Genomic DNA, 20,210 nt, shown 5'->3' with positions numbered 1-20,210 from the left:
CATGAACCCGCACTCCGACACCCTGGACCCCGATGAGGAAGGCGCACACAGCGTCCTGCGGATGGAGCGCCGCCTCGCGCACCCGCCCGCCCAGGTCTGGGCCGCCATCACGCGGCCCGCGCAACTCGCCCAGTGGTTCCCCGCCGAGGTGACGCTCGAACTGCGGCCCGGCGGCGCGATGGGCTTCCACTTCCCCGGCGACGAAGGACCCGGCATGACCGGCGAGGTCACCGACGCCGACGAACCCCGCCTCTTCGCCTTCAGCTGGGGCGACGACCACCTGCGCTGGGAGATCGCCCCGGACGGCCCGGAGGGTCCCGGCGGCCGTGGCTCGCTGCTCACCCTCGTCCACACCTTCGCCGACCGCTTCGGCGCCCCGAGCTTCGCCGCGGGCTGGCAGCTGTGCGTCTCGGCGCTCGGCCAGTTCCTCGACGGCGGGCAGGCCGAGGTGAGCCGGGACGCGGGCGAGCTGCACGAGGCGTACCTGGAGCAGTTCGACCTGGGGCACGGGCAGGTCACCGACGACGGCATCCGTTTCGAACGCCAGCTGGTGCGGCCCGCGAACGCGGTGTGGGCCGAACTCTGCTCCGGCGAGGAGCCGTTGGCGGGCGACACCGCGCCCGACGGTTTCCTGGCGGACGGCGTGTCCGCGGGTCCGGTGACCGCGCTGCGGGCTCCGGCGTCGCTCACGTACGCCGTGCATCCCAAGGGTGAGGTGCGCTGGGAGCTCGGCGAGGGGACGGGCTACGGCGCCCGGCTCGTCCTGACGCAGACCGGCCCCTTCGACGGAGCGGTGGCCACGGACGAGGCGCTCGCCGCCTGGCACGCCCGCATCGAGCGGCTCGCGGGGCGGCTCCTGGAGGGCTGACGGGCTGTGGGTCGCCGGTCTCAGTCGTTGAGCACGGCTTCCATGACCGCCTTCGCGATCGGCGCCCCGAGCTTCCCGCCCGCGATCTCCGAGCGCGGGATGTTCATGTCCTTCGGGTCGACGAACACCGCGACCGCGACCGGCGACGAGCCGTCCTCCTGCTTGGCGTAGGAGACGAACCAGGCGTACGGACGCTCGTCGTTGACGTCCGAACCGTGCTGCGCGGTGCCGGTCTTGCCGCCGACCGTGACACCGTCGATCTTCGCCTTGTTCGCCGTGCCCTCCTCGACGGTGTTCTCCATCATTTCCTGCACCTTGCCCGCGGTGTCCTCGGAGACCGCCTGGTTGAGGACCTGCGGCTTGCCCTTCTCGATCGTCGAGAGGTCGGGGCCGCGCAGCTCCTCGACCATGTACGGCTTCATCAGCTTGCCGTCGTTGGCGAGCCCGGCGGCGACCATCGCCATCTGCAGCGGCGTACTGGTCAGGCTGCCCTGGCCCATGCCGGTCAGCGCGGTCTGCGGCTTGTCGAGGCCGTCCGGGTAGCTGCTGGCGGACGCGCGCACGGGGATGAACTGCTGCTTGTTGAAGCCGAACTTCTCCGCCGTCTCGCGCATGTCGTCCTCGCCGACCTTGAGCGCGGTGTCCAGGAAGACGTTGTTGCAGGACCACTGCATGCCGACCTTCAGCGAGGCCTTGTCGCAGGGGGCGCCCGGCACGTCGTTGCCGATCGTCGTCGAGCTGAGCGGCAGCTTGTAGGGGGCCTTGGCGCCGGTCTTCTCGTCGATGTCGTCGATCACGCCGTGTTCCAGGGCCGCCGCCGCGGTGAGGATCTTGAAGGTGGATCCGGGCGGGTAGATCTCGCGGATCGCCCGGTTCGAGAGCGGCTTGTCCTTGTTCTTGCTGAGCCGCGTGAACTCCTTGCCCTCCTTCGCGGAGATCCCCGCGAAGACGGAGGGGTCGTACGAGGGGGTGCTCGCCATCGCGAGGACCTTCCCGGAGCGCGGATCGAGCGCGACGACCGCGCCCCGGGCGTTGAGATCCACCAGGCCCTGGTAGGCGGCCTTCTGGGCCTTGGGGTCGATGGTGGTGATGACGTCGCCGCCCTGCCGCTTCTCGCCGGTCAGCATGTCCAGGGTGCGGCGGATGAAGAGGCGGTCGTCGTCGCCGCTGAGCACGTCGTTCTCGACGCCCTCCAGGAAGGTCGCGCCCTGGGCCTGCGAGAAGTAGCCGGTGATCGGGGCGTACATGGGGCCGCTCCTGAAGACCCGCTGGTACTTGAAGTCGGTGCCGCTGACTTCCTTCGACCCGGTGACCGGCTTTCCGCCGACGATGATGTCGCCACGGGGGTGCGAGAAGGCCTCGATCTGGACGCGCCGGTTCTTCTCGTGCTTGGCCAGCGACTCGCCCTCGGCGAACTGCACCCAGGTCGCGCGCAGGAGCAGGGCGAGCGTGAGCACCCCGCAGAAGACGGCTATGTGGCGCAGCGGCTTGTTCATCCGGCCCCCGAGATCCGTGACACCAGGACATGACTCGGATTCATCATGCGCACGGATTTACGGGTCTTTCCCCGGTTGTTGCCGAATGGTCACACTCGAATGACCTCGATCACGCTCGCGTAGCTGTCGGAGCCGTGCCCGGCGGCGCTCGCCCGCTCCATGGTGGCCTTCAGGAGTTCGGGCAGCGCGTTGTCGACACCGCGGTCGGCCGCCGCGTGGATGAGGTGCCCGATCGACGCGATCTGTACGTCGACGGTGGCGTCGTCGCCCGGATAGTGCCCGGCGTCCACCTGGGAGGCGTACGTACCGATGAATCCGGCGACCGCGTGCGTCATCCAGCGGACGGCGACGGGCGTGAAGTCGGTGGCCTTGGTGGCGTCCGCGCCGACCAGGGCCGTTCCGTGCAGCCAGCCGGTGAACGCGGACCACATCAGGCCGAGCAGGGCCACGTCGTAGAGCGAGGCACGGCCCGGCTCGGGGCCCAGGTAGAGCGGGTCGCCGAGCACGGCGAGCGCGGCGCGGCTGCGTTCGAACACCTCGGCCGAGCCGCTGTAGAGGAACATCATCTCGGGGTTGCCGACCCCGGGAGGCGTGGTCATGACCGCCCCGTCGAGATAGCCGAGCCCCAGCGGACCGGCCCACGCCGCCGCCTCGTCGGCCTGCTCCGGTGAGCCGGAGGTGAGGTTGACCAGGTCCTTGCCGGCGAGGGATCCGGAGTGGGGGTCCAGGACGGCGTGCAGGGCGTCGTGGTCCAGGACGCAGGCGAGGATCAAGGGGCTCGCTGCGACGGCCTCTTCGGGGGTGGCGGCGAGGTGCGCGCCCTGGTCGACGAGGGGCTTTGCCTTGGCGGCGGAACGGTTCCAGACGGTGGTGGGGTGGCCGTTGGCCAGGAGCGTGGCGGCGAGGGCGGAGCCCATGTTGCCCAGGCCGATGACGGTGACGGGGGTCTTGCCGGGCTTGTTCTCCGGGTTCGGATTCAGTGCGTTGTTCATGTGGACCACGCTCGCAGCGGGCCGCGGCGCCGGACAGTGACAGGGATGACGGCGCCCACCAAATTCCTGCCACGTTCTCGGCCTGTGCGGCTTAGTCTCACCGCATGAGCGCTGGTTCCGTCGCACTGGTCGTGACCGAGGAGATAGCCATCCCTTCGTGGGATCTGTACGAACTGAGCATCCCCTGCACGGTGTTCGGAAAGCCGCAGCCGGACCTGTCGGACCGCTGGTACGACTTCAGGCTGTGCAGTGCTTACGAGGGCGAGGGCCCGGAAGCATCCGGTACCGGCCTGTCGGTGCGTACGCCGTACGGCCTGGACGACATCGTCGGGGCGGACACGGTCATCGTCACGTCCGTGCCGGACGCCTGCGTGGAGGAGGGCCGCCCGCTGCCGGACGGCCTGGCCCCGGCGCTGCGACGCGCGTACGACGCGGGCGCCCGCATGGTCTCCCTGTGCACCGGCGCCTTCGCCCTCGCCGAGGCGGGGCTGCTCGACGGCCGCCGGGCCACCGCGCACTGGATGCACACCGCCCAACTCGCCGCCCGCTACCCGAAGGTGGACGTCGACGACTCCGTGCTCTACGTGGACGACGGTGACGTCCTGACCAGCGCGGGCGTGACCGCGGGCCTCGACCTGTGCCTGCATCTGGTCCGCCGCGACCTGGGCGCGCACGTCGCCAACCAGCTGGCCCGCCGCATGGTCGTGCCCGCCCACCGCCCCGGCGGCCAGGCGCAGTTCATCGATCTCTCCGTCCCCGCGACGGACGACGAGGGCCTGGGCCCCGTACTGGACTGGGCGCGCGCCCGCCTGGATCGCCCCCTGACGGTCGACGACCTGGCCCGCCGCGCGGCGATGAGCCCGCGCACCCTCTACCGCCGCCTCCAGGCGGCCACCGGCACGACCCCGCTCCAGTGGCTGCTCAACCAGCGCCTGGCCCGCGCGCAGAGCCTCCTCGAATCGACGGCCGCCCCGATCGACAAGATCGCCGAACTGAGCGGCCTCGGCACGGCGAACAACCTGCGCCACCACTTCCTCAAGCAGGTGGGGGTGGCACCGGGGGACTACCGGCGGGCGTTCGGCGCGGACGCTGGCTAGGGTCACCGTCCATGCAGAACACCGAGATCGCCGCGAACGCCAGGACCGCTCGACGTGAAGGCCCGCAGCGCAGGCGCGAGACGCTGGAGCGCCTCGACCGGGAGCGGGACATATGGCTGTCGACGGCCCACCCGGAGCACGGCCCGCACCAAGTGCCCCTGTGGTTCTGGTGGGACGGCCGCGCGCTGTGGCTGTGCACCGGCGCGAACTCCGCGACGGCCCGCAACGCGCGGCAGGAGCCACGGGTACGCCTCGCGCTGCCGGACACGGCCGACGTGGTGCTCGTGCAGGGCGAGGCGGAGTGCTTCGCGGCCCGTGACGTCCCCCGGGACGGCGCGGAGGGGTTCGCGGGCAAGTTCGGCTGGGACCCGCGCGAGGAGGAGGGCCCCTTCCTGTATCTGCGCGTGACGCCGAGAACGGTGCGGGCCTGGCGCGGCGAGCACGAGCTGGGCGGCCGGATCCTGATGCGGGACGGGGCGTGGGTGGTGTAGCTACTTCTTGCGCGGCTGGTTGATCCGCAGCATGTTCCCCGCCGGGTCGCGGAAGGCGCAGTCGCGTACGCCGTACGGCTGGTCCATCGGCTCCTGGAGCACCTCGCCGCCCGCGGAACGGACCTGCTCGAACGTGGCGTCCACGTCGTCGGTGCGGAAGATGACGCCGCGCAGCAGGCCCTTGGCCATCAGCTCGGCCACGGCCTGCCGGTCGGCGTCGGTGGCGTTCGGGTCGGCGAGCGGCGGCTCGATGACGATCTCGACGTCGGGCTGCGAGGGTGAGCCGAGGGTCACCCAGCGCATCCCCTCGAAGGCGACGTCATTGCGTACTTCGAGGCCGAGCGCGTCGCGGTAGAAGGCGAGCGCCTTGTCGTGGTCGTCGACGGCGATGAAACACTGGGCAAGGTTGATTTCCATGTGCTTCACGCTACGGAGCGGCCGGAGGTTTCGCTTCTCCGTTCCTGACCGGGTCCTCGTTCCTGACCGAGTCCCCGTTCCTCACCGGGTCTCCGTTCCTGGTCGGACGGGTGCGGATCTTGGCGATGCAGGCCGGGATGGCGGCGCCGTCACCGTGGTCGCGGGCCCGGTAGGCGCTCGGGCTCTCGCCGACCAGTTCGGTGAAACGGGAGCTGAAGGACCCGAGCGACGTACAGCCGACCTCCATGCAGACCTCCGTCACCGACAGATCCCCGCGCCGCAGCAGCGCCTTGGCCCGCTCGATCCGGCGGGTCATGAGATAGCTGTAGGGCGTCTCGTCGTAGGCGGCGCGGAAGCTGCGCGAGAAGTGCCCCGGTGACATGAGGGCGGCCCGGGCCAGGGCCGGCACGTCCAGGGGCTCCGCGTAGTCCCGGTCCATGCGGTCGCGGGCCTGGCGCAGCCGGACGAGGTCGGAGAGAGACACAGACACACGAGCCACGTTACTGCGCGGCCCGGAACGCGACATACCGGCCGAAGGCCTCATGGCTGTCGGGGGTGAAGCGCCACTCCAGCAGGGCCGACCGCAGCTCCGGCTCGGTCAGCCAGCCGTGCCAGGCGACCTCATCGGGGTCGGCGGTCACGGCGTCCGGCACCACGGCCTCGTGGACGCCGAGCCAGTGCGGGCTCAGACCGCTGCGGTTGAGGAACGTGAACAGCAGGCGCGGCAGCGCGCGAACGCCCATCTCTTCGGCCACCTCCCGCGCGGCGGCCTGCTCGTAGGACTCACCGACATCCACGGCGCCACCGACCTCGACCTCGTAGAGCCCGGGAAAGCGCGACAGCTGCTCGGCCCGCCGGTGGACGAGGATCCGCCCACGCTCATCACGGCACACCGTCACGGCGACCCGGTGCAGCCACCCCTCCCGGGTGGCCTCCCGGCGGCTGACCACCACCCCCAGCACACGGTCCTGATCGTCGACCCGCTCCACCAGTTCGTCCACGACGCACACCCTGGCAGAGCCCACACGCTTGTGGCCGCACAGTGGCGTAGCGCACTTTTGCAAGCAGGCGCTTGCAATAGTTAGCAAGGGGCATGCAGTATCGACGCATGGCATCACTCAACGTCGGCAATCTCGGTGAGTATCTGCGTGAGCAGCGGCGCACCGCGCAGCTCTCGCTCAGGCAGCTCGCCGACGCCGCCGGGGTGTCCAATCCGTATCTGAGCCAGATCGAGCGCGGCCTGCGCAAGCCGAGCGCCGAAGTGCTGCAACAGGTGGCCAAGGCGCTGCGGATCTCCGCCGAGACGCTGTATGTCCGGGCCGGGATCCTCGACGAGAAGGAGCGGGACGAGCTGGAGACGCGCGCCGTCATCCTCGCCGACCCCTCCATCAACGAGCGGCAGAAGCAGGTCCTGTTGCAGATCTACGAGTCGTTCAGAAAAGAGAACGGCTTCGAGGTCTCGGAGTACGCGGACGACGCGTCGTACGCCGACAAGGCTTCGTACGCGGACGACGTGGACACCACCGCTGACGGCCCCCGCACGGCCGACGGCAGTGATGCCGATCCCAAGGACCATCCCTCAAGCTGAACGCGAATCCGGGAGGACCATCACCATGGCCATCAAGGACGACCTGCGCAACACCCTCACCGACACCACCCCCGCCTACTTCGTCGTCGGCACCGCCGACCTGGCGTTCCAGCAGGCGAAGAAGGTGCCGGGCGCCATCGAGCAGCTGATCGCCGAGGCGCCGGCCCGTATCGACGCCGTGCGCAACACCGACACCAAGGCCGTCCAGGACAAGGCCGTCGCCCGTGCCAAGGAGGCGCAGGGGACGCTGCAGGCCAGGGTCACCGAGCTGCTCGGCTCGCTCGACACGGACCTGAAGAAGCTGAGCGAGAGCGCTCAGGGCTTCGCGCTCAGCTCGGTCGGCGTCGCCGCCGAGTACGCCGTGAAGGCGCGCGAGAAGTACGAAGAGGTCGCCGAGCACGGCGAGCAGGCCGTGAAGACCTGGCGCGGCGAGGCCGCCGAGGAGATCAACGAGCTGGCCGTGGCCGTCGAGCCGGACGCCGACGAGAAGCCCGCGTCCGACACGTCGGGCACCTCGGGTACGTCGGACTCCGCCGAGCCGAAGGCCGCCGCGGCCCCGGCGAAGAAGAAGGCCCCGGCCCGCAAGCCGGCCGCCAAGAAGACCACGCCGCCCGCCAAGTAGCCGATGGGGAAGGGCCGGGCACTTCAGAAGTGCCCGGCCCGTTCTCCGGTGTAGCGGGTACGGTGTCCGCGTACTCAAGAGCCGAGACTGGTGGTGGACGTAGTGCTGATGCAGGGGTTCGCGAACTTCATGTGGCTGCTGTCGTTGGCGCTGATCGTCTTCAGCGGCTTCGCGCTCGTCGACGCGGCCATCCGGCGTGAGGACGCCTATCGCGCCGCCGACAAGAAGACCAAGCCGTTCTGGCTGATCATTCTCGGGCTCGCCTTCATCGTGAACCTGATCTTCAACATCCTGTCGTTCCTGCCGATCATCGGGCTCGTCGCGACCATCGTCTACATGGTCGACGTACGGCCCGCGCTGCGGCAGATCACCGGCAAGGGCGGCGGCGGCCGTCGCGGCGGCTCCAGCAGCGACGGTCCGTACGGGCCGTACAACGGCGGACGCTAGCCCCCTCCGCCCCGCGAGGGGCCAGCCCCCTCCGCCCCGCGAGGGGCCCGCAGGTTGGCTGTCCCGCGGTCTAGCGGTCCCGGTCGCGGTCCAGGAGCAGTACGGCCACGTCGTCGGTCAGATCGCCGCCGTTGAGTTCACGCACCTCGTTCACCGCGGCTTCGAGCAGCTCGTCGCCCCGCAGGCCCGCGGCGATCTGGCGGCGCACCATCTCCACCATGCCCTCCTGGCCCAGACGCTGGTTGCCCTGGCCGATGCGGCCCTCGATCAGGCCGTCGGTGTAGAGCATCAGGCTCCACTTGCCGCCGAGCTCCACCTGCCGGCGCGGCCAGCGTGCGTTCGGCAGGAGTCCGAGCGCGGGGCCGTTGTTCTCGTACGGCAGCAGCTCGGCGAGGCGGCCGTCGCGGGCGATCAGCGGGGACGGGTGTCCTGCCAGGCAGAGCCCCGCCCTGCGGCCGTCCGGGGCGATGTCGACCGTGCAGAGCGTCGCGAAGATCTCCTCGTCGGCCCGCTCGTGCTCCAGGACCTTCTGCAGCGTGCCGAGCAGCTCGTCGCCGCACAGGCCCGCGAACGTCAGCGTCCGCCAGGCGATGCGCAGCTCGACGCCGAGCGCGGCCTCGTCCGGGCCGTGGCCGCAGACGTCGCCGATCATGACGTGCACGGAGCCGTCGGGGGTGCGCACCGTGTCGTAGAAGTCGCCGCCGAGCAGCGCCCGTGAACGCCCCGGGCGGTAGCGCGCGGCGAACCGCAGCGGTGAACCGTCGAGCAGCGGCGTCGGCAGCAGACCGCGCTCCAGTCGGGCGTTCTCCTGGGCCCGAAGGCGCGACTCCGTCAGCTGGCGCTGGGCGGCGTCCGCGCGCTTGCGCTCCACGGCGTACCGGATGGCGCGGCTCAGGAGCCGTCCGTCCAGCTCGTCACGGAAGAGATAGTCCTGGGCGCCGACCCGCACGGCCTCCGCGCCGCCCTCGGTGTCGCCGCTCGCGGTGAGCGCGAGGACGGCGTGCCGGGGCGCCAGGCGCAGGACGTGCTTGAGCGTGGCCAGCTCGTCCTCGTCGTCCTGGGGGACCGTGGGGCCCGCCAGGGTCAGGTCGAGCAGGATGCAGTGCACGTCGTCGGTGAGCAGCCGCTCGGCCTCGGTGAGGTTGCGGGCGGTGCGGACCCTGATGGGCTTGCCCGCGGAGTCCAGCATCTGGGGGACGCTGAGGGAGCCCACCGGGTCGTCCTCGATCACCAGGAGGCTGAGGCCGGTGCTGCTCGCCTGCTGATCGATGTCCGTGGGCGTGGGCAGGGGTTCGGGATCCACGGCTGTGGGTCCGGGTGCGGACGCCGGCGCAGGGGCCGACGTCGGCAGAGTGTCAGCCTGACCGCTTTCCACGGCCGGGATCGCTCTCTGCCGCGGTATGGGTACGGGCATCGCTTTGGTTTCCTTCCCTCCCCCCGAGGGCACGGTGGATCGACGGTCGAACGCTCCACCGACGGGGACCATAGCGTTAGCCGCGCCCCGATTGGAATGGCGCACGGCAAACAGCCACCGTCATATGCCGCATCAAGGACCGCAATTGGGCACGTCAGGTCCTGACCGGGATGACGAACATCACGCCCGGAGGGTTGAGAGGCGGCCGGGGGAGCGGCGCGGGGTGCGGTGGGTCACATGACGTACGGCACAGGTCGCTGATGTCGGGCACGGGCCGCCGATGCTGGGCACAGACCGCTGACGCAGGGCACGGGCCACCCGTGCCCGCCGGGCCCGCGGCTCCCGCGTGTACGGTCCGCGGCTACTTGTCGGGCCGCACGACCCCGAGGATCTGCATCGAGCCCGCGCCGGCGACGGTGACATCGCGCCCGGGGCGGGGCGCGTGCACGATCGCGCCGTCTCCCACGTACATCCCGACATGGCTGGCGTCCGCGTGATAAATGATCAGGTCACCGGGGCGCATGTTCTTGATGTCGACGTGCGGGAGCTGCTTCCACTGCTCCTGTGACGTACGCGGAATTCCCTTGCCCGCGGCGGCCCAGGCCTTGGAGGTGAGGCCGGAGCAGTCGTACGAGGAGGGGCCCTCGGCGCCCCACACGTACGGCTTGCCGAGCTGGGCGGTGGCGAACTCGACGGCCTTCTTGCCGGGGCCGGTCGCCTTGCCCTTGATGTCCTTCAGGACACCCGAACTCACCCATGCCGACTGCTTCTTGATCTGAGCCTCCTCCTCGAGCTTCCGGAGCCGCTCCAGCTCCTTCTTCTCGAGCTTCGACTCCATCTCCTCGGCGGCGGCGATCTTCTTCTTGATCTTCTTCTTCGACTCGGCCTTCGCCTTGCGGTTGGCTTCGAGCTTCTTCCACTGGGCGGTGGCGTCCTTGGCGTAGATCCGCAGGTCTTCCTGCGTCCGCTCCATCTCCGTCAGCATGCCCTTGGTGGCTTTGTGGCCCTGCCGCATGCGCCCCGCGCTGTCCAGGAACTCCTGGGGGTCGTCGCTCAGCATCAGCCGCGCCTCGGAGGAGACCCCGCCGCTGCGGTACTGCTCGCGGGCGGCGGCGCCGGCCCGGGACGTGAGCTTGTCCAGCTTCTGCTGGCCCGTGGTGATGGAGCGGGCGAGCTTCACGATCTGCTTGGACTGCTTCTCGCTCTTCTCCTCCGCCGCGTTGTACGCGTCGGTGGCGACGCCCGCGTCGTGGTAGAGCTTCTCGATCTCTTTGCGCAGGTCCTCAAGGGACTTGGTGCCGCCGGGCGTTGGCTCGGCCGGACTCGCGTGGGCCACGCCCGGTGCGCTGAGCACCACTGCCGCGCAGATCAGCGCCAGGCCAGCCACAGTCGAACTCCGCTTGCCGGTCACGTCCGCCTCCCCCAAAGCTGATTTACCGTCAGTAACTTACGGTTGCCCCGGGGATGGTGCCACGCCGACGCGCAATACGACAGAGCCCGTCGGCAACTCCGATCCCCAACCGTCCCATGTGACGAACGGCACGCGGAGATCGTTCCCTGCATCACGCCTCGCACGCGGAGTTCACCCGCCGCCACCTCGCGAATTCACCCGCGGGAGCCCCGCCTGTTCACCCCTGGCGCGGCGCCAACGCCGCCCATCGCACCGTCACTTCGCCCTGCCGCCACCGCGAGGGGCGGTCCGCCACCGGCCAGTCGGCGGCCAGGTCCCGCACCGTTCTGATCCACCGCTGCCGGGCGCCGTACGAGGCGTAGGGCGCCGCGGCGGCCCAGGCCCGGTCGAAGTCGCGCAGGAACGCGTGCACCGGCTCGCCCGGCACGTTCCGGTGGATCAGCGCCTTGGGCAGGCGCTCGGCGAGGTCGGACGGGCGCTCCAGCGAACCGAGGCGGGTCGCGAAGGTCACCGTGCGCGGCCCTTCGGGTCCGAGCGCGACCCAGACGTGCCGCCGGCCGATCTCGTCGCACGTGCCCTCGACGAGCAGACCGCCGGGTGCCAGCCGCCCGCACAGCCGTTCCCACACGGCGGCGACCTGCTCCTCGTCGTACTGCCTGAGCACGTTCGCGGCCCGGATCAGGGCGGGCCTGCCCGGCAGCGGGACCTCGAAGCCGCCGTGCCGGAAGGAGAGACCTTCCCGTTCGTAAGGCTTCGCGGCAGCGACCCGCGCCGGATCGATCTCGACGCCGACCACGCGCGCGTGCGGTGCGGCCGTCCTGAGCCGCGCGAGCAGCTCCACGGCCGTCCAGGGGGCGGCCCCGTAGCCGAGGTCCACGGCGAGGGGGTCGGGGGAACGCCGCAGCCCGGCGCCGTGCGCGGCGGCGATCCAGCGGTCCATGCGGCGCAGGCGGTTGGGGTTGGTGGTCCCGCGCGTCACCGTTCCCACGGGGCGGGAAGGGGTGCGGGAGTCCATGGTGGAAAGGGTATGCGGCGCGGCGGTGCGGGTACTCGTCGATCTTCGCCGGGCCACGGGTTGAGCCACATCCGGTAATCATTTGGCAAAGCGGAAATGGAGTTGCCCCTTCCGATGTTCTCCCTCTGGAGGACCGTGCACGCCCTCCCTCAAGCCATGCCCTCGCGCTCATGCCATGCCCGCGCGCACTAGGAGGACCGCCACGTGAGCCAGTACGTGACCAGGCTCGGTCGCCGCTCACCGGCGGCTCCCAGCAGGCTCCGGCTCCCCGGGACGCACCGGCGCCCACGCCGGGTGGCCATGCTCAGCGTGCACACGTCCCCGCTGCACCAGCCCGGCACGGGCGACGCGGGCGGCATGAACGTCTACATCGTGGAGCTGGCCAAGCGTCTCGCGGCCATCAACATCGAGGTCGAGATCTTCACGCGCTCGACGACGGGCGCACTGCCGCCCGCCGTGGAACTGGCCCCGGGCGTCCTCGTACGCCATGTGGACGCGGGACCCTACGAAGGCCTGGCGAAGGAGGAGCTGCCCGCCCAGCTCTGTGCCTTCACGCACGGCGTGATGCAGGCGTGGGCGGGCCACCGCCCCGGCTACTACGACCTGGTCCACTCCCACTACTGGCTCAGCGGCCACGTCGGCTGGCTGGCCGCCGAGCGCTGGGGCGTGCCCCTCGTGCACGCCATGCACACGATGGCGAAGGTCAAGAACGCCGCCCTCGCGGCGGGCGACGCCCCGGAGCCCGCGGCGCGCGTGATCGGCGAGACGCAGATCGTCCGCGCGGCCGACCGGCTCATCGCCAACACCTCCGAAGAGGCCGACGAGCTCGTACGGCACTACGAAGCGGACGCGGGCAAGGTGGCCGTCGTCCACCCCGGCGTGAACCTCGACCGCTTCCGCCCCGCCGACGGCCGCGCGGCTGCCCGGCGCCGCCTCGGCCTCCCGCAGGACGCGCTCGTGCCGCTCTTCGCGGGCCGCATCCAGCCCCTGAAGGCGCCGGACGTGCTGCTCCGCGCGGTCGCCGTCCTCCTGGACCAGCGCCCGGAGCTCCGCTCGAACATCGTCGTACCCGTGGTGGGCGGCCCCAGCGGCAGCGGCCTCGCGAAGCCGGAGGGGCTGCAGAAGCTCGCCGCGCGGCTGGGCATCGCGGACGTGGTCCGCTTCCAGCCGCCGGTGGGCCAGGAGCAGCTCGCGGACTGGTTCAGGGCGGCCTCGGTCCTGGTGATGCCCTCGTACAGCGAGTCCTTCGGCCTGGTGGCCATAGAGGCGCAGGCCGCGGGCACCCCGGTCCTCGCGGCGTCGGTGGGCGGTCTGCCGGTCGCCGTGCGCGACGGGGTGACGGGCTTCCTGGTCGACGGCCACGAACCGGCCCACTACGCGCGCGTGCTGCGCGAGTTCGCCGAGAACCCGCACCTCGTGGACCGCATGGGCGGGGCGGCCGCACAGCACGCGGAATCCTTCGGCTGGGACACGGCCGCGTCCGCCACTGCGGACGTGTACACGGCGGCGGTGCACGAGCACAGGCGTCGCGTACGCTCGCATCATGGCTGATGAGGCGGCGAAGGACGCGGCATCGAAGGACGCGGCGGCGATCATCGAGGGGACGCTGAGCGAGGCGGTCCTGGAGTGGGACAACCCGGAGCCGGGCTCGTACGTGGTGACGCTGCCGGGCACCCGCAAGCTCTCGACGACCCTCTCCCTCAAGGTCGGCAAGCACGCCCTGACGCTGATGGCGTTCGTGATCCGCCACCCCGACGAGAACGACGCGGCGGTCCACCGCTGGCTCCTGGAGCGCAACCTGCGTCTGTACGGCGTCAGTTACGCGATCGACTCCCTCGGCGACATCTACCTCACCGCCAAGCTCCCGCTCTCGGCCGTCACGCCCGACGAGCTCGACCGCCTGCTCGGCTCGGTCCTCGAGAACGCGGACGGCTCCTTCAATACGCTCCTGGAGCTGGGTTTCGCCTCGGCGATCCGCAAGGAGTACGCGTGGCGGGTGTCGCGCGGGGAGTCCACGCGGAACCTGGACGCGTTCACGCACCTGACCCAGCCGCGAGGCTGACACCGCAGAGCCACCAAGGCACGCACGCACCTTCCGCACCGGGGGGACCCGTGGCATGCTCGCGCCCATCGCAGACATGAATGGCGTTCACATCCATGGAAGGTGGCGGCGGGCATGGGCATGGGCATGGATATGGGTACGGGCATGGGCATGGAGCTTCCCAGCAGACGGGGCGTACTCGGCGGGGCGATAGCGGTGGCGGCGGTCGCCGCGACCGGCGCGACCGGCGGGACGGCGTGGGCGAGCCCCGGCGAAACCCCCACCCTCTGGCGGGAGTTCATGAAGTCCCCCTACACCCACCCCCAGATCCCCTACATAGCCACAGCGGGCGCCCACTCCGGAGCCCGCCGCCTCCCCCGCCCCAAGGTGGTCGCGAACGTGCGGGACTACGGCGCGCGGCCGGACGGCACGGCGGACGCGGCCCCCGCGATCAACCGGGCCCTGGCGGAGGCGGGAGCGCGCGGCGGCGGCACGGTGGTCGTGCCGCCCGGCACATACCGCATCGACGGCATCATCCGCATCGCCCACGACAACGTGGTGCTCCGCGGCGCGGGCAGCGCCCGCACCACACTCCACGCCACGAAGAACCTGACGGAACTGATCGGCCCGTACGGCTCGCGCTACGGCGGGGACAAGTCCAGCTGGTCCTGGGCCGGAGGTCTCATCTGGCTCTGCCCGCAGTCCCGTTACGAGTCGCTGACGACGGCGATCAAGGCGAAGGCGTGGCCCTTCGAGGGCTGGACGGGCAACAAGCGGGACGAATGGCGGACGCTGACTACTGTCGCCCCCGCCCGGCGGGGCGACCGCACCCTGAGGGTCACGGACACCTCCCGCCTCCACAAGGGCGACCTGGTGCTCCTCCGCCTCGCGGACGACGCGGACCACACGCTCCTGGAGCACATGGCGGGCGGGGGAGCGGGCCCGGAGGCGTACGTGTGGGACGACAAGACGAAACTCACGTCGTACGTCCCGTACGAGTGGCCGGTACGGGTCACTTCAGTAAAGAAGAACGCCGTAACGCTGGAACGCCCCCTCCCCCTGGACGTACGAGCGGAGTGGGACCCGCGCCTGACGACACACGTAGAAGCATTGACGGGATCGGGGGTCGAGGCCCTGACCCTGGAGGCCGTGGAGACCCCCCAGTCCCCGCACCTCCTGGACAAGGGCTACAACGGGGTGACGTTCCAGTGCGCGTACGACTGCTGGGCGGACGATGTCGAGGTCCGCCACGTGGACAACGGCTTCGGCCTGGTGAGCGCGTCGGCCTGCACCCTGCGCCGCACGCGGGTGACGGGCCGGGGCGCGCACCACCCGTACTTCTGCCGGGAGGGCTCGCACGACAACCTGACCGAGGACTTCCAGATCGCCCGCCGCACGGTCCCGGCCCCTTCGGGCACCCAGCTCCACGGCATCAACGTGGAGGGCCTGTCCTCCTACAACGTCTGGTCCCGGGGCGAGATGGAGATGGGCACGTTCGACAGCCACCGGGGCATGCCGTTCGCGAACGTGCGCACGGACATCACGGTCGACAACAACGGCCGCCACGGCGGAGACGCCTCGGCGGGCCCGCTCTTCGGGGCCCGCTTCACGCACTGGAACATCCGGGTCACCAATGGGCGTGCGGGCCTGATGAAGATCGACGGCCTGGCGCCGTACAGCGCCACGGTCGGCATCAACGAGGTGCGTGAGTTCGACCAGATCGACGTACCGGACTTCTCCGGAGACCTCCATTCCCGGATCGAGCTCTACGGGACGACGGGTGTGGTGCGGCCGGGGAATCTGTATGAGGCGCAGAGGGAGCTGGGCAAAGCTTGACGGTGCCGGTCGAGTCCCGGCCCTAGCTCATTGAGCAGGGTCGGGCGTAGGGGCGTCCCTCTTTGACCGGCTCGAACTTATGCGTCGTCCGACGTCGCGGGCTTGTCGGGCAGCTTGGCGACGAACGAACCGAGACCGACCTCGGCCCGGATGAGCCCTTCCGTCTTGAGGTGCGTCAGGGCCTTCTGGGCCGTCGAAGCTGCGATACCGAACTCGGAGGACAGCTCCACTACCGAGGGCACCCTCGCACCCACGGGGTACGTGCCGTCCGTGATCCGGGATGTGATGGCTGCCGCGACCTGGCGCCAGATGGGGCGTGTTCGATCGAGATCCGAACTCATGCGGTGGACGCTAAAACACTGCGGTCTACCACGCGACCGCAGTAGACTGCAGTAGACCACGGTGAAATGGCGACGTGATGAACCCCCGCAACGGCTGCAACCGTCCGGGGGCGCGGCCGCCAGCTGACAAGGAGCTGCCGACATGGCCGACTTTATCGACCGCATCAAGGCATGGGCGCGTTTACTGCTGCAGCCCCACGGCACGCACCGACGCAACAGCGGGCCACCGCGTACGACACGGTCGACGTTCGTGCCCACTGGCCTCACGCTTCCAACTCACCGCAGCCCCTATGGGCTCGACCGCGCACCCCTTGCAGGCGAGGCGAGCCCCCTCGTCCGTCCCTACCTCACGGCCTACGAGCAACGCCAACGCCGACGTGAACTCGTCCTCGCCACCCTGGGGTTGGATGCGCCAGGCCCTTACTGGATTCACGGCATGGAGGTCGCCTGATGCCGAGCCCCGAGCAGTTTCGCCCCGCCCGCCTGTTGCCTTGGGCGGGTCCAGAGGGCAAACCCTGCTACCTGATCATCGACGATACGGGGCCGGTGTCCCGGGTCGCCGACGCGATGGAGTCCGTCCAACTCGGTATGGGTGGCGAGCTGCTGACGTACGCCCGCGAAACGCTGGCTGACACTCCCGAGCATGAACTCCGCTTCCTAGCCCAACGCCTGACCGAAGCCCTGCACGACGCCCTGCGCGTCGCGGAAAGCCGTGGGCTGCGACTGGACCAGTAGACGCGCGAGGCTACGGGCCCCTCGGAGGTCTCCCTCGTCCCCTGAGTCGGGCATACCCGTCAGGCACGAGCCGATCCAGCCCCAGATGCGCGGTATGCCGCCAACCGTCGGTAACTGTGTGACCGCATTGCGTGCTTCGGGCTACACAGGAGGACTGGATTGTTCTTGCCTGACGGGAGGACCTGCCGGTGGTTATGACGATCAACGTGGCGGTTCTGCTGGCTGTCGTCATCGTCTTGCGGCTACGGAGACGCACGCAGGCCCGGAGCCGGAACGACGAGCAACTGACCGTGCTCATCGTCCTGGTGTTCGGGGTGCTGATCGCTCCGACGGCCTTCGGCCACTGGATTCTGGGCACCGTGGGTGAACTCGCGCAGGGCATCTCGGACGCGGGCAGTCCGTAGCACCAGTACGGTGCTTCTCCGCGGCGCATTTCGATCCGCGCGCGGCAGTCGAGCAGGAACGCGGAGAAGAACACCGGATGAGCGCACGTTTCGAAGAGATCGACTGGCGGACGACGCCCATGGGCGAGATCAGCCTGCGGCGCCGGCGGGATCCGGCGTCGGGGGAGGACGTCTACGAGGTGAAGCTCGACGACGAGTACCTGATGTCCAGCCTCTTCACCGCGGGGGAGATCGAGCTGACCCGCCTCGGCCTCGCGGTGCTGCCGGAGGAGGGCCCGCTGGATGTCGCGGTGGGCGGTCTCGGCCTCGGGTACACGGCCCGGACCGCGCTCGACGATCCACGCGTGCGCTCGCTGATCGTCGTCGACGCCCTGGCCGAGGTCATCGACTGGCACCGCCGCGGCCTCGTCCCCCTGGGCGCGGGCCTCGCGTCGGACCCCCGCTGCCGCCTGGTACGCGGGGACTTCTTCGCGATGGCGGCGGGGAGCGCGAAGGCGGGCGGGCCGGTGCCTGCGGACGATGCCGACAAGAGCGGACCGGTGCCTGCGGATGCTGCGGGCCCGAGTGGCCTGGACCCCGAGAGCCCCGGCCGCCGCTTCCACGCGATCCTGCTGGACGTCGACCACTCGCCGCGCCACGTGCTGCACCCCGGCCACGCGGCCCTGTACCGCCCGGAGGGCCTGGCCGCCCTGGCCGAACTGCTCCACTCCGGAGGCGTATTCGCCCTCTGGTCGAACGACCCGCCGGACGAGGAGTTCGGCACGGCACTCGCGGAGGTCTTCACGGAGACCGCCGCGCACGTGGTCGACTTCTACAACCCGCTCCAGGGCGGGACGGCGGCCAACACCGTCTATGTGGCCCGCAGGCGCGAGGGCTGAGGGCCAGGGGTCATGGCGGACGAGTACTTCTTGCTGGTATGCGACGACGTACCCAATAGCGTGGTGCTCACGGACCCGGGCCCCTGCGCCTTGAACGTCGCCCAAGTCGTACGCCGCCTCACCGGGCTAAGCCTCTGGCACAGCAAAGTTCGCTCGACCCAGGTCCCCGCAGTGATCGTCGACGGCGTGCGGCAAGAAGTTGCTGAGGCCGCAGTGGCCGCCCTCCATGCTGCCGCGGCGCAGGCAGAGGTTCGGGGGCGGTCGGAGCCAGATTCCCCCGAGGCCTGAGCGCGGCTCGATCAAGTAGACGGCGGCTTAGAGGCGGCCCAAGCACAACGAAAAGCCCCCTTCCTCCGGACTATCCGCTGGCAGGGGGCTTCTACGCAGGCGCTCAGGCGCCTAGGCGCTTACTTCTTCTTGCCCTGAGTCTTGTCGGGATCTTGGAGAGCTGGGACTTTGCTGTTCAGGGCGGTGCCCATAGGCGGCCGAGTGCTCGTCATTGGCCACTGTCGAGCGGCCTCGAACGGCCCAGAAACAGCCCAGGATCTGCCCGGCTCAGACCTCCGTGATTCGGTAGGGCTCAGGCAAAGATGCCAGCGGCACGTTGAGCACACGACTCAGCAAGGCTCGCGCAACATTGTCCCGCTCCCAGTCGGGTTGGCCGGACCTCATGGCCAGAACCACGCGGTCTTGGGTGACCACGGCAGCACCGGTGAACCCGGGGTCGGTGATCGAAGACTCCTCAAGCGTGATGTCCACCTCGGCGAGAAGGTCGAGCAGTGGGGTATCCAGAAGGCGCTCTGGGCTCAACGCCACCTGCGAGACGTCGGGCGCCGGCGCAGAAGTCTGCACTTGGTCGGAACGGGGCACGGGTCAACCCTTCTCTGTCGCTTCTGCTGGGCCGCCAGGGTGCCGTGGCAGAGGTGGGCTAGGGAAGTGCGCCACGCTGGGTGATCTCCCGCAACTGTGCAGGTCGGCTGGCCTTCCAGTGGTTCGCGCATATCGAGGCGGACATGGCGCGCGGCCAGTACATAGACCCTCGTGCGGCTCGGATCACTTTCCAGCAGTACGCCGAGCGCTGGGTGGCGACGCAGGGAGCGGACCCGAACACGCAAGCATCGATGGAATCCCAGCTACGCCTACACGCCTTCCCGTACCTGGGTACACGCCCTCTCGGGTCCCTCCAACCCGCGCACATCAGGGAATGGGTGCGGCAGCTTCAGGAGAACAGAGTCCATGGCTCTTACGCCCGGACGATCTACTCCAATGTGCGGGCTGCCCTGAGCGCCGCCGTGGACGATGGCCACCTACCGCGCAACCCGTGTGCGGCTCGTTCGGTCCGGGCTCCCGTCGTCGACGTCAAGCGCGTGATCCCGTGGACGCCGGAACGCCTCTTCGCTGTCCGTGAGTTCATGCCGGACCGGTACCAAGCCATGGTCGACTTGGGCGGCGGCTGTGGTCTCCGACAGGGTGAGATTCTGGGTGTGGCCGCGGACGCGATCGACTTCGGCTCGGACACGATCCATGTCGTTCAGCAGTTGAAGCTCAGTCGCAGCAAGCCGGTCTTCGCCCCGCCCAAGGGCGGCAAGCTCCGGGATGTGCCGCTACCTGGCCCCGTGGCTGACTCGCTGCGTGCCCACATAAAGCGCTTCCCGCCGGTCGAGATCACGCTGCCGTGGAAGGTTGCGGGCGGGCCGCCGGTGACCAAGCGACTGATCTTCACCGGGCCTCGGGGCGGTCACGTCTGGCGCACGTCGTTGAACGAGGAGGCGTGGAAGCGTGCGCTGGCCGGAGCTGGGGTGATCCCCGTTCCTGAGCGCGGTGAGCCGTACGCAGAATCTCGCGAGAACGGCATGCACGCGCTGAGGCATTTCTACGCCTCGGTGCTCCTGGACGCTGGAGAGAACATCAAGGCCTTGGCCGAGTACCTGGGCCACTCGGATCCGGGACTGACGCTGCGCGTGTACGCCCACCTCATGCCGTCGAGCCAGGAGCGCACACGTAAGGCCATCGCTGCGGCCTACCAGGAATTTCATAAAGATTGAGCAGCATCGTGCGAAGATCCACTGCTCTTTCTTCTAGGGGCGGCTTCGTTCCATCCACGGATGGAACGAAGC

Annotated in this window: 25 protein-coding genes; 15 read left to right on the top strand and 10 right to left on the bottom strand. The window is 69.9% G+C overall.

All coding sequences use genetic code 11. The annotated features are described in order from the left end of the window. Nucleotide 1: 1 nt before the first annotated feature. Nucleotides 2-868, top strand: coding sequence for an SRPBCC family protein (locus ACFUPX_RS21495; protein ID WP_383324722.1), 867 nt, complete (start codon nucleotides 2-4; stop codon nucleotides 866-868). A gap of 20 nt (nucleotides 869-888) precedes the next feature. On the opposite strand, the gene ACFUPX_RS21490 is transcribed toward ACFUPX_RS21495, so the two are convergent. Then, nucleotides 889-2,364, bottom strand: coding sequence for a peptidoglycan D,D-transpeptidase FtsI family protein (locus tag ACFUPX_RS21490; protein WP_383324720.1), 1,476 nt, complete (start codon nucleotides 2,362-2,364; stop codon nucleotides 889-891). Nucleotides 2,365-2,453: 89 nt separating this feature from the next. Further along, nucleotides 2,454-3,356: an NAD(P)-dependent oxidoreductase gene (locus tag ACFUPX_RS21485; protein ID WP_383324717.1), complete on the bottom strand. Its 903-nt coding sequence runs from the start codon at nucleotides 3,354-3,356 to the stop codon at nucleotides 2,454-2,456. A gap of 104 nt (nucleotides 3,357-3,460) precedes the next feature. Here ACFUPX_RS21485 and ACFUPX_RS21480 point away from each other — a divergent pair, with 104 nt between their 5' ends. Both ACFUPX_RS21480 and ACFUPX_RS21475 read left to right on the top strand, forming a co-directional pair. Then, the gene (locus ACFUPX_RS21480; protein ID WP_383324714.1) at nucleotides 3,461-4,453 is read left to right on the top strand and encodes a GlxA family transcriptional regulator; all 993 of its coding nucleotides are present in this window, start codon (nucleotides 3,461-3,463) and stop codon (nucleotides 4,451-4,453) included. Nucleotides 4,454-4,464: 11 nt separating this feature from the next. Beyond that, on the top strand, nucleotides 4,465-4,944 hold the full coding sequence (locus ACFUPX_RS21475) for a pyridoxamine 5'-phosphate oxidase family protein (RefSeq protein WP_383324711.1): 480 nt from the start codon (nucleotides 4,465-4,467) through the stop codon (nucleotides 4,942-4,944). Here ACFUPX_RS21475 and ACFUPX_RS21470 read toward each other — a convergent pair whose 3' ends face one another. The 3 genes from ACFUPX_RS21470 to ACFUPX_RS21460 are packed head-to-tail and all read right to left on the bottom strand — an operon-like array spanning nucleotide 4,945 to nucleotide 6,362. After that, nucleotides 4,945-5,361, bottom strand: coding sequence for a VOC family protein (locus ACFUPX_RS21470; RefSeq protein ID WP_383324708.1), 417 nt, complete (start codon nucleotides 5,359-5,361; stop codon nucleotides 4,945-4,947). A 10-nt stretch (nucleotides 5,362-5,371) separates the two neighbouring features. Next, entirely contained in the window at nucleotides 5,372-5,845 is a 474-nt protein-coding gene (locus ACFUPX_RS21465; protein WP_383324929.1) for a helix-turn-helix transcriptional regulator, read from the bottom strand. A gap of 16 nt (nucleotides 5,846-5,861) precedes the next feature. Further along, the gene (locus tag ACFUPX_RS21460) at nucleotides 5,862-6,362 is read right to left on the bottom strand and encodes an NUDIX hydrolase (protein WP_383324705.1); all 501 of its coding nucleotides are present in this window, start codon (nucleotides 6,360-6,362) and stop codon (nucleotides 5,862-5,864) included. 107 nt (nucleotides 6,363-6,469) lie between these two features. On the opposite strand from ACFUPX_RS21460, the gene ACFUPX_RS21455 reads away from it, so the two are divergent. From ACFUPX_RS21455 to ACFUPX_RS21445, 3 genes are all read left to right on the top strand, one after another. Further along, nucleotides 6,470-6,949, top strand: a complete 480-nt coding sequence (locus ACFUPX_RS21455) for a helix-turn-helix domain-containing protein (RefSeq protein ID WP_383324702.1) — start codon at nucleotides 6,470-6,472, stop codon at nucleotides 6,947-6,949. Between the two features lie 25 nt (nucleotides 6,950-6,974). Then, on the top strand, nucleotides 6,975-7,571 hold the full coding sequence (locus ACFUPX_RS21450; protein ID WP_383324699.1) for a hypothetical protein: 597 nt from the start codon (nucleotides 6,975-6,977) through the stop codon (nucleotides 7,569-7,571). 90 nt (nucleotides 7,572-7,661) lie between these two features. Next, on the top strand, nucleotides 7,662-8,018 hold the full coding sequence (locus tag ACFUPX_RS21445) for a DUF2516 family protein (protein ID WP_383324696.1): 357 nt from the start codon (nucleotides 7,662-7,664) through the stop codon (nucleotides 8,016-8,018). A gap of 70 nt (nucleotides 8,019-8,088) precedes the next feature. On the opposite strand, the gene ACFUPX_RS21440 is transcribed toward ACFUPX_RS21445, so the two are convergent. The 3 genes from ACFUPX_RS21440 to ACFUPX_RS21430 form a co-directional block, all read right to left on the bottom strand. Further along, nucleotides 8,089-9,432 (bottom strand): PP2C family protein-serine/threonine phosphatase, encoded by a 1,344-nt coding sequence (locus ACFUPX_RS21440; protein ID WP_383324693.1) that lies wholly within the window; start codon nucleotides 9,430-9,432, stop codon nucleotides 8,089-8,091. A 361-nt stretch (nucleotides 9,433-9,793) separates the two neighbouring features. Continuing rightward, nucleotides 9,794-10,843, bottom strand: coding sequence for a C40 family peptidase (locus ACFUPX_RS21435; RefSeq protein WP_383324690.1), 1,050 nt, complete (start codon nucleotides 10,841-10,843; stop codon nucleotides 9,794-9,796). A gap of 217 nt (nucleotides 10,844-11,060) precedes the next feature. Then, nucleotides 11,061-11,858, bottom strand: coding sequence for a class I SAM-dependent methyltransferase (locus ACFUPX_RS21430; RefSeq protein WP_383324687.1), 798 nt, complete (start codon nucleotides 11,856-11,858; stop codon nucleotides 11,061-11,063). Nucleotides 11,859-12,062: 204 nt separating this feature from the next. Here ACFUPX_RS21430 and mshA point away from each other — a divergent pair, with 204 nt between their 5' ends. The 3 genes from mshA to ACFUPX_RS21415 all read left to right on the top strand — a co-directional run bounded on the left by mshA (nucleotide 12,063) and on the right by ACFUPX_RS21415 (nucleotide 15,735). After that, nucleotides 12,063-13,409, top strand: a complete 1,347-nt coding sequence (mshA, locus tag ACFUPX_RS21425; protein ID WP_383324684.1) for a D-inositol-3-phosphate glycosyltransferase — start codon at nucleotides 12,063-12,065, stop codon at nucleotides 13,407-13,409. Then, entirely contained in the window at nucleotides 13,402-13,920 is a 519-nt protein-coding gene (locus tag ACFUPX_RS21420) for a YbjN domain-containing protein (RefSeq protein WP_383324681.1), read from the top strand. The genes mshA and ACFUPX_RS21420 overlap by 8 nt, the downstream gene beginning before the upstream one ends. Nucleotides 13,921-14,034: 114 nt before the next feature. Then, nucleotides 14,035-15,735 carry a glycoside hydrolase family 55 protein gene (locus ACFUPX_RS21415; protein ID WP_383324678.1) on the top strand — a complete coding sequence of 567 codons (1,701 nt, stop codon included), beginning with the start codon at nucleotides 14,035-14,037 and terminating at the stop codon, nucleotides 15,733-15,735. A 77-nt stretch (nucleotides 15,736-15,812) separates the two neighbouring features. On the opposite strand, the gene ACFUPX_RS21410 is transcribed toward ACFUPX_RS21415, so the two are convergent. Beyond that, nucleotides 15,813-16,076, bottom strand: a complete 264-nt coding sequence (locus tag ACFUPX_RS21410) for a GntR family transcriptional regulator (RefSeq protein WP_383324675.1) — start codon at nucleotides 16,074-16,076, stop codon at nucleotides 15,813-15,815. A 142-nt stretch (nucleotides 16,077-16,218) separates the two neighbouring features. On the opposite strand from ACFUPX_RS21410, the gene ACFUPX_RS21405 reads away from it, so the two are divergent. From ACFUPX_RS21405 to ACFUPX_RS21385, 5 genes are all read left to right on the top strand, one after another. Further along, entirely contained in the window at nucleotides 16,219-16,527 is a 309-nt protein-coding gene (locus tag ACFUPX_RS21405) for a hypothetical protein (protein ID WP_383324672.1), read from the top strand. Then, a complete protein-coding gene (locus tag ACFUPX_RS21400; RefSeq protein WP_383324669.1) occupies nucleotides 16,527-16,811 on the top strand; it encodes a hypothetical protein in 285 nt (94 codons plus the stop codon). Before ACFUPX_RS21405 ends, ACFUPX_RS21400 begins: the two co-directional genes overlap by 1 nt. 194 nt (nucleotides 16,812-17,005) lie before the next feature. Next, nucleotides 17,006-17,215, top strand: a complete 210-nt coding sequence (locus ACFUPX_RS21395) for a hypothetical protein (protein ID WP_383324666.1) — start codon at nucleotides 17,006-17,008, stop codon at nucleotides 17,213-17,215. Nucleotides 17,216-17,292: 77 nt separating this feature from the next. Next, the gene (locus ACFUPX_RS21390) at nucleotides 17,293-18,093 is read left to right on the top strand and encodes a spermidine synthase (protein WP_383324663.1); all 801 of its coding nucleotides are present in this window, start codon (nucleotides 17,293-17,295) and stop codon (nucleotides 18,091-18,093) included. A 12-nt stretch (nucleotides 18,094-18,105) separates the two neighbouring features. Then, nucleotides 18,106-18,381: a ribosomal protein L7/L12 gene (locus tag ACFUPX_RS21385; protein WP_383324660.1), complete on the top strand. Its 276-nt coding sequence runs from the start codon at nucleotides 18,106-18,108 to the stop codon at nucleotides 18,379-18,381. A 267-nt stretch (nucleotides 18,382-18,648) separates the two neighbouring features. Here the strand turns inward: ACFUPX_RS21385 and ACFUPX_RS21380 are convergent, their stop codons facing one another. Further along, entirely contained in the window at nucleotides 18,649-18,963 is a 315-nt protein-coding gene (locus ACFUPX_RS21380; RefSeq protein WP_383324657.1) for a hypothetical protein, read from the bottom strand. Between the two features lie 80 nt (nucleotides 18,964-19,043). On the opposite strand from ACFUPX_RS21380, the gene ACFUPX_RS21375 reads away from it, so the two are divergent. Continuing rightward, nucleotides 19,044-20,138 carry a tyrosine-type recombinase/integrase gene (locus tag ACFUPX_RS21375; RefSeq protein WP_383324654.1) on the top strand — a complete coding sequence of 365 codons (1,095 nt, stop codon included), beginning with the start codon at nucleotides 19,044-19,046 and terminating at the stop codon, nucleotides 20,136-20,138. The last annotated feature ends 72 nt before the right edge of the window (nucleotides 20,139-20,210 follow it).

The organism is Streptomyces sp. NPDC057302 (assembly GCF_042667685.1).
GTDB lineage: Bacteria > Actinomycetota > Actinomycetes > Streptomycetales > Streptomycetaceae > Streptomyces.
Note: the sequence above shows the minus strand (reverse complement) of the source record. Positions and strands in the feature narration are given on the sequence as shown.

What these genes read in the sequence shown, in the direction of transcription:
- ACFUPX_RS21495 (WP_383324722.1), top strand. Translation starts at nt 2, where the DNA reads ATGAACCCGCACTCCGACACCCTGGACCCCGATGAGGAAGGCGCACAC.
- ACFUPX_RS21490 (WP_383324720.1), bottom strand. Translation starts at nt 2,364, where the DNA reads ATGAACAAGCCGCTGCGCCACATAGCCGTCTTCTGCGGGGTGCTCACG.
- ACFUPX_RS21485 (WP_383324717.1), bottom strand. Translation starts at nt 3,356, where the DNA reads ATGAACAACGCACTGAATCCGAACCCGGAGAACAAGCCCGGCAAGACC.
- ACFUPX_RS21480 (WP_383324714.1), top strand. Translation starts at nt 3,461, where the DNA reads ATGAGCGCTGGTTCCGTCGCACTGGTCGTGACCGAGGAGATAGCCATC.
- ACFUPX_RS21475 (WP_383324711.1), top strand. Translation starts at nt 4,465, where the DNA reads ATGCAGAACACCGAGATCGCCGCGAACGCCAGGACCGCTCGACGTGAA.
- ACFUPX_RS21470 (WP_383324708.1), bottom strand. Translation starts at nt 5,361, where the DNA reads ATGGAAATCAACCTTGCCCAGTGTTTCATCGCCGTCGACGACCACGAC.
- ACFUPX_RS21455 (WP_383324702.1), top strand. Translation starts at nt 6,470, where the DNA reads ATGGCATCACTCAACGTCGGCAATCTCGGTGAGTATCTGCGTGAGCAG.
- ACFUPX_RS21450 (WP_383324699.1), top strand. Translation starts at nt 6,975, where the DNA reads ATGGCCATCAAGGACGACCTGCGCAACACCCTCACCGACACCACCCCC.
- ACFUPX_RS21440 (WP_383324693.1), bottom strand. Translation starts at nt 9,432, where the DNA reads ATGCCCGTACCCATACCGCGGCAGAGAGCGATCCCGGCCGTGGAAAGC.
- ACFUPX_RS21430 (WP_383324687.1), bottom strand. Translation starts at nt 11,858, where the DNA reads ATGGACTCCCGCACCCCTTCCCGCCCCGTGGGAACGGTGACGCGCGGG.
- ACFUPX_RS21420 (WP_383324681.1), top strand. Translation starts at nt 13,402, where the DNA reads ATGGCTGATGAGGCGGCGAAGGACGCGGCATCGAAGGACGCGGCGGCG.
- ACFUPX_RS21415 (WP_383324678.1), top strand. Translation starts at nt 14,035, where the DNA reads ATGGGCATGGGCATGGATATGGGTACGGGCATGGGCATGGAGCTTCCC.
- ACFUPX_RS21410 (WP_383324675.1), bottom strand. Translation starts at nt 16,076, where the DNA reads ATGAGTTCGGATCTCGATCGAACACGCCCCATCTGGCGCCAGGTCGCG.
- ACFUPX_RS21405 (WP_383324672.1), top strand. Translation starts at nt 16,219, where the DNA reads ATGGCCGACTTTATCGACCGCATCAAGGCATGGGCGCGTTTACTGCTG.
- ACFUPX_RS21400 (WP_383324669.1), top strand. Translation starts at nt 16,527, where the DNA reads ATGCCGAGCCCCGAGCAGTTTCGCCCCGCCCGCCTGTTGCCTTGGGCG.
- ACFUPX_RS21395 (WP_383324666.1), top strand. Translation starts at nt 17,006, where the DNA reads ATGACGATCAACGTGGCGGTTCTGCTGGCTGTCGTCATCGTCTTGCGG.
- ACFUPX_RS21390 (WP_383324663.1), top strand. Translation starts at nt 17,293, where the DNA reads ATGAGCGCACGTTTCGAAGAGATCGACTGGCGGACGACGCCCATGGGC.
- ACFUPX_RS21385 (WP_383324660.1), top strand. Translation starts at nt 18,106, where the DNA reads ATGGCGGACGAGTACTTCTTGCTGGTATGCGACGACGTACCCAATAGC.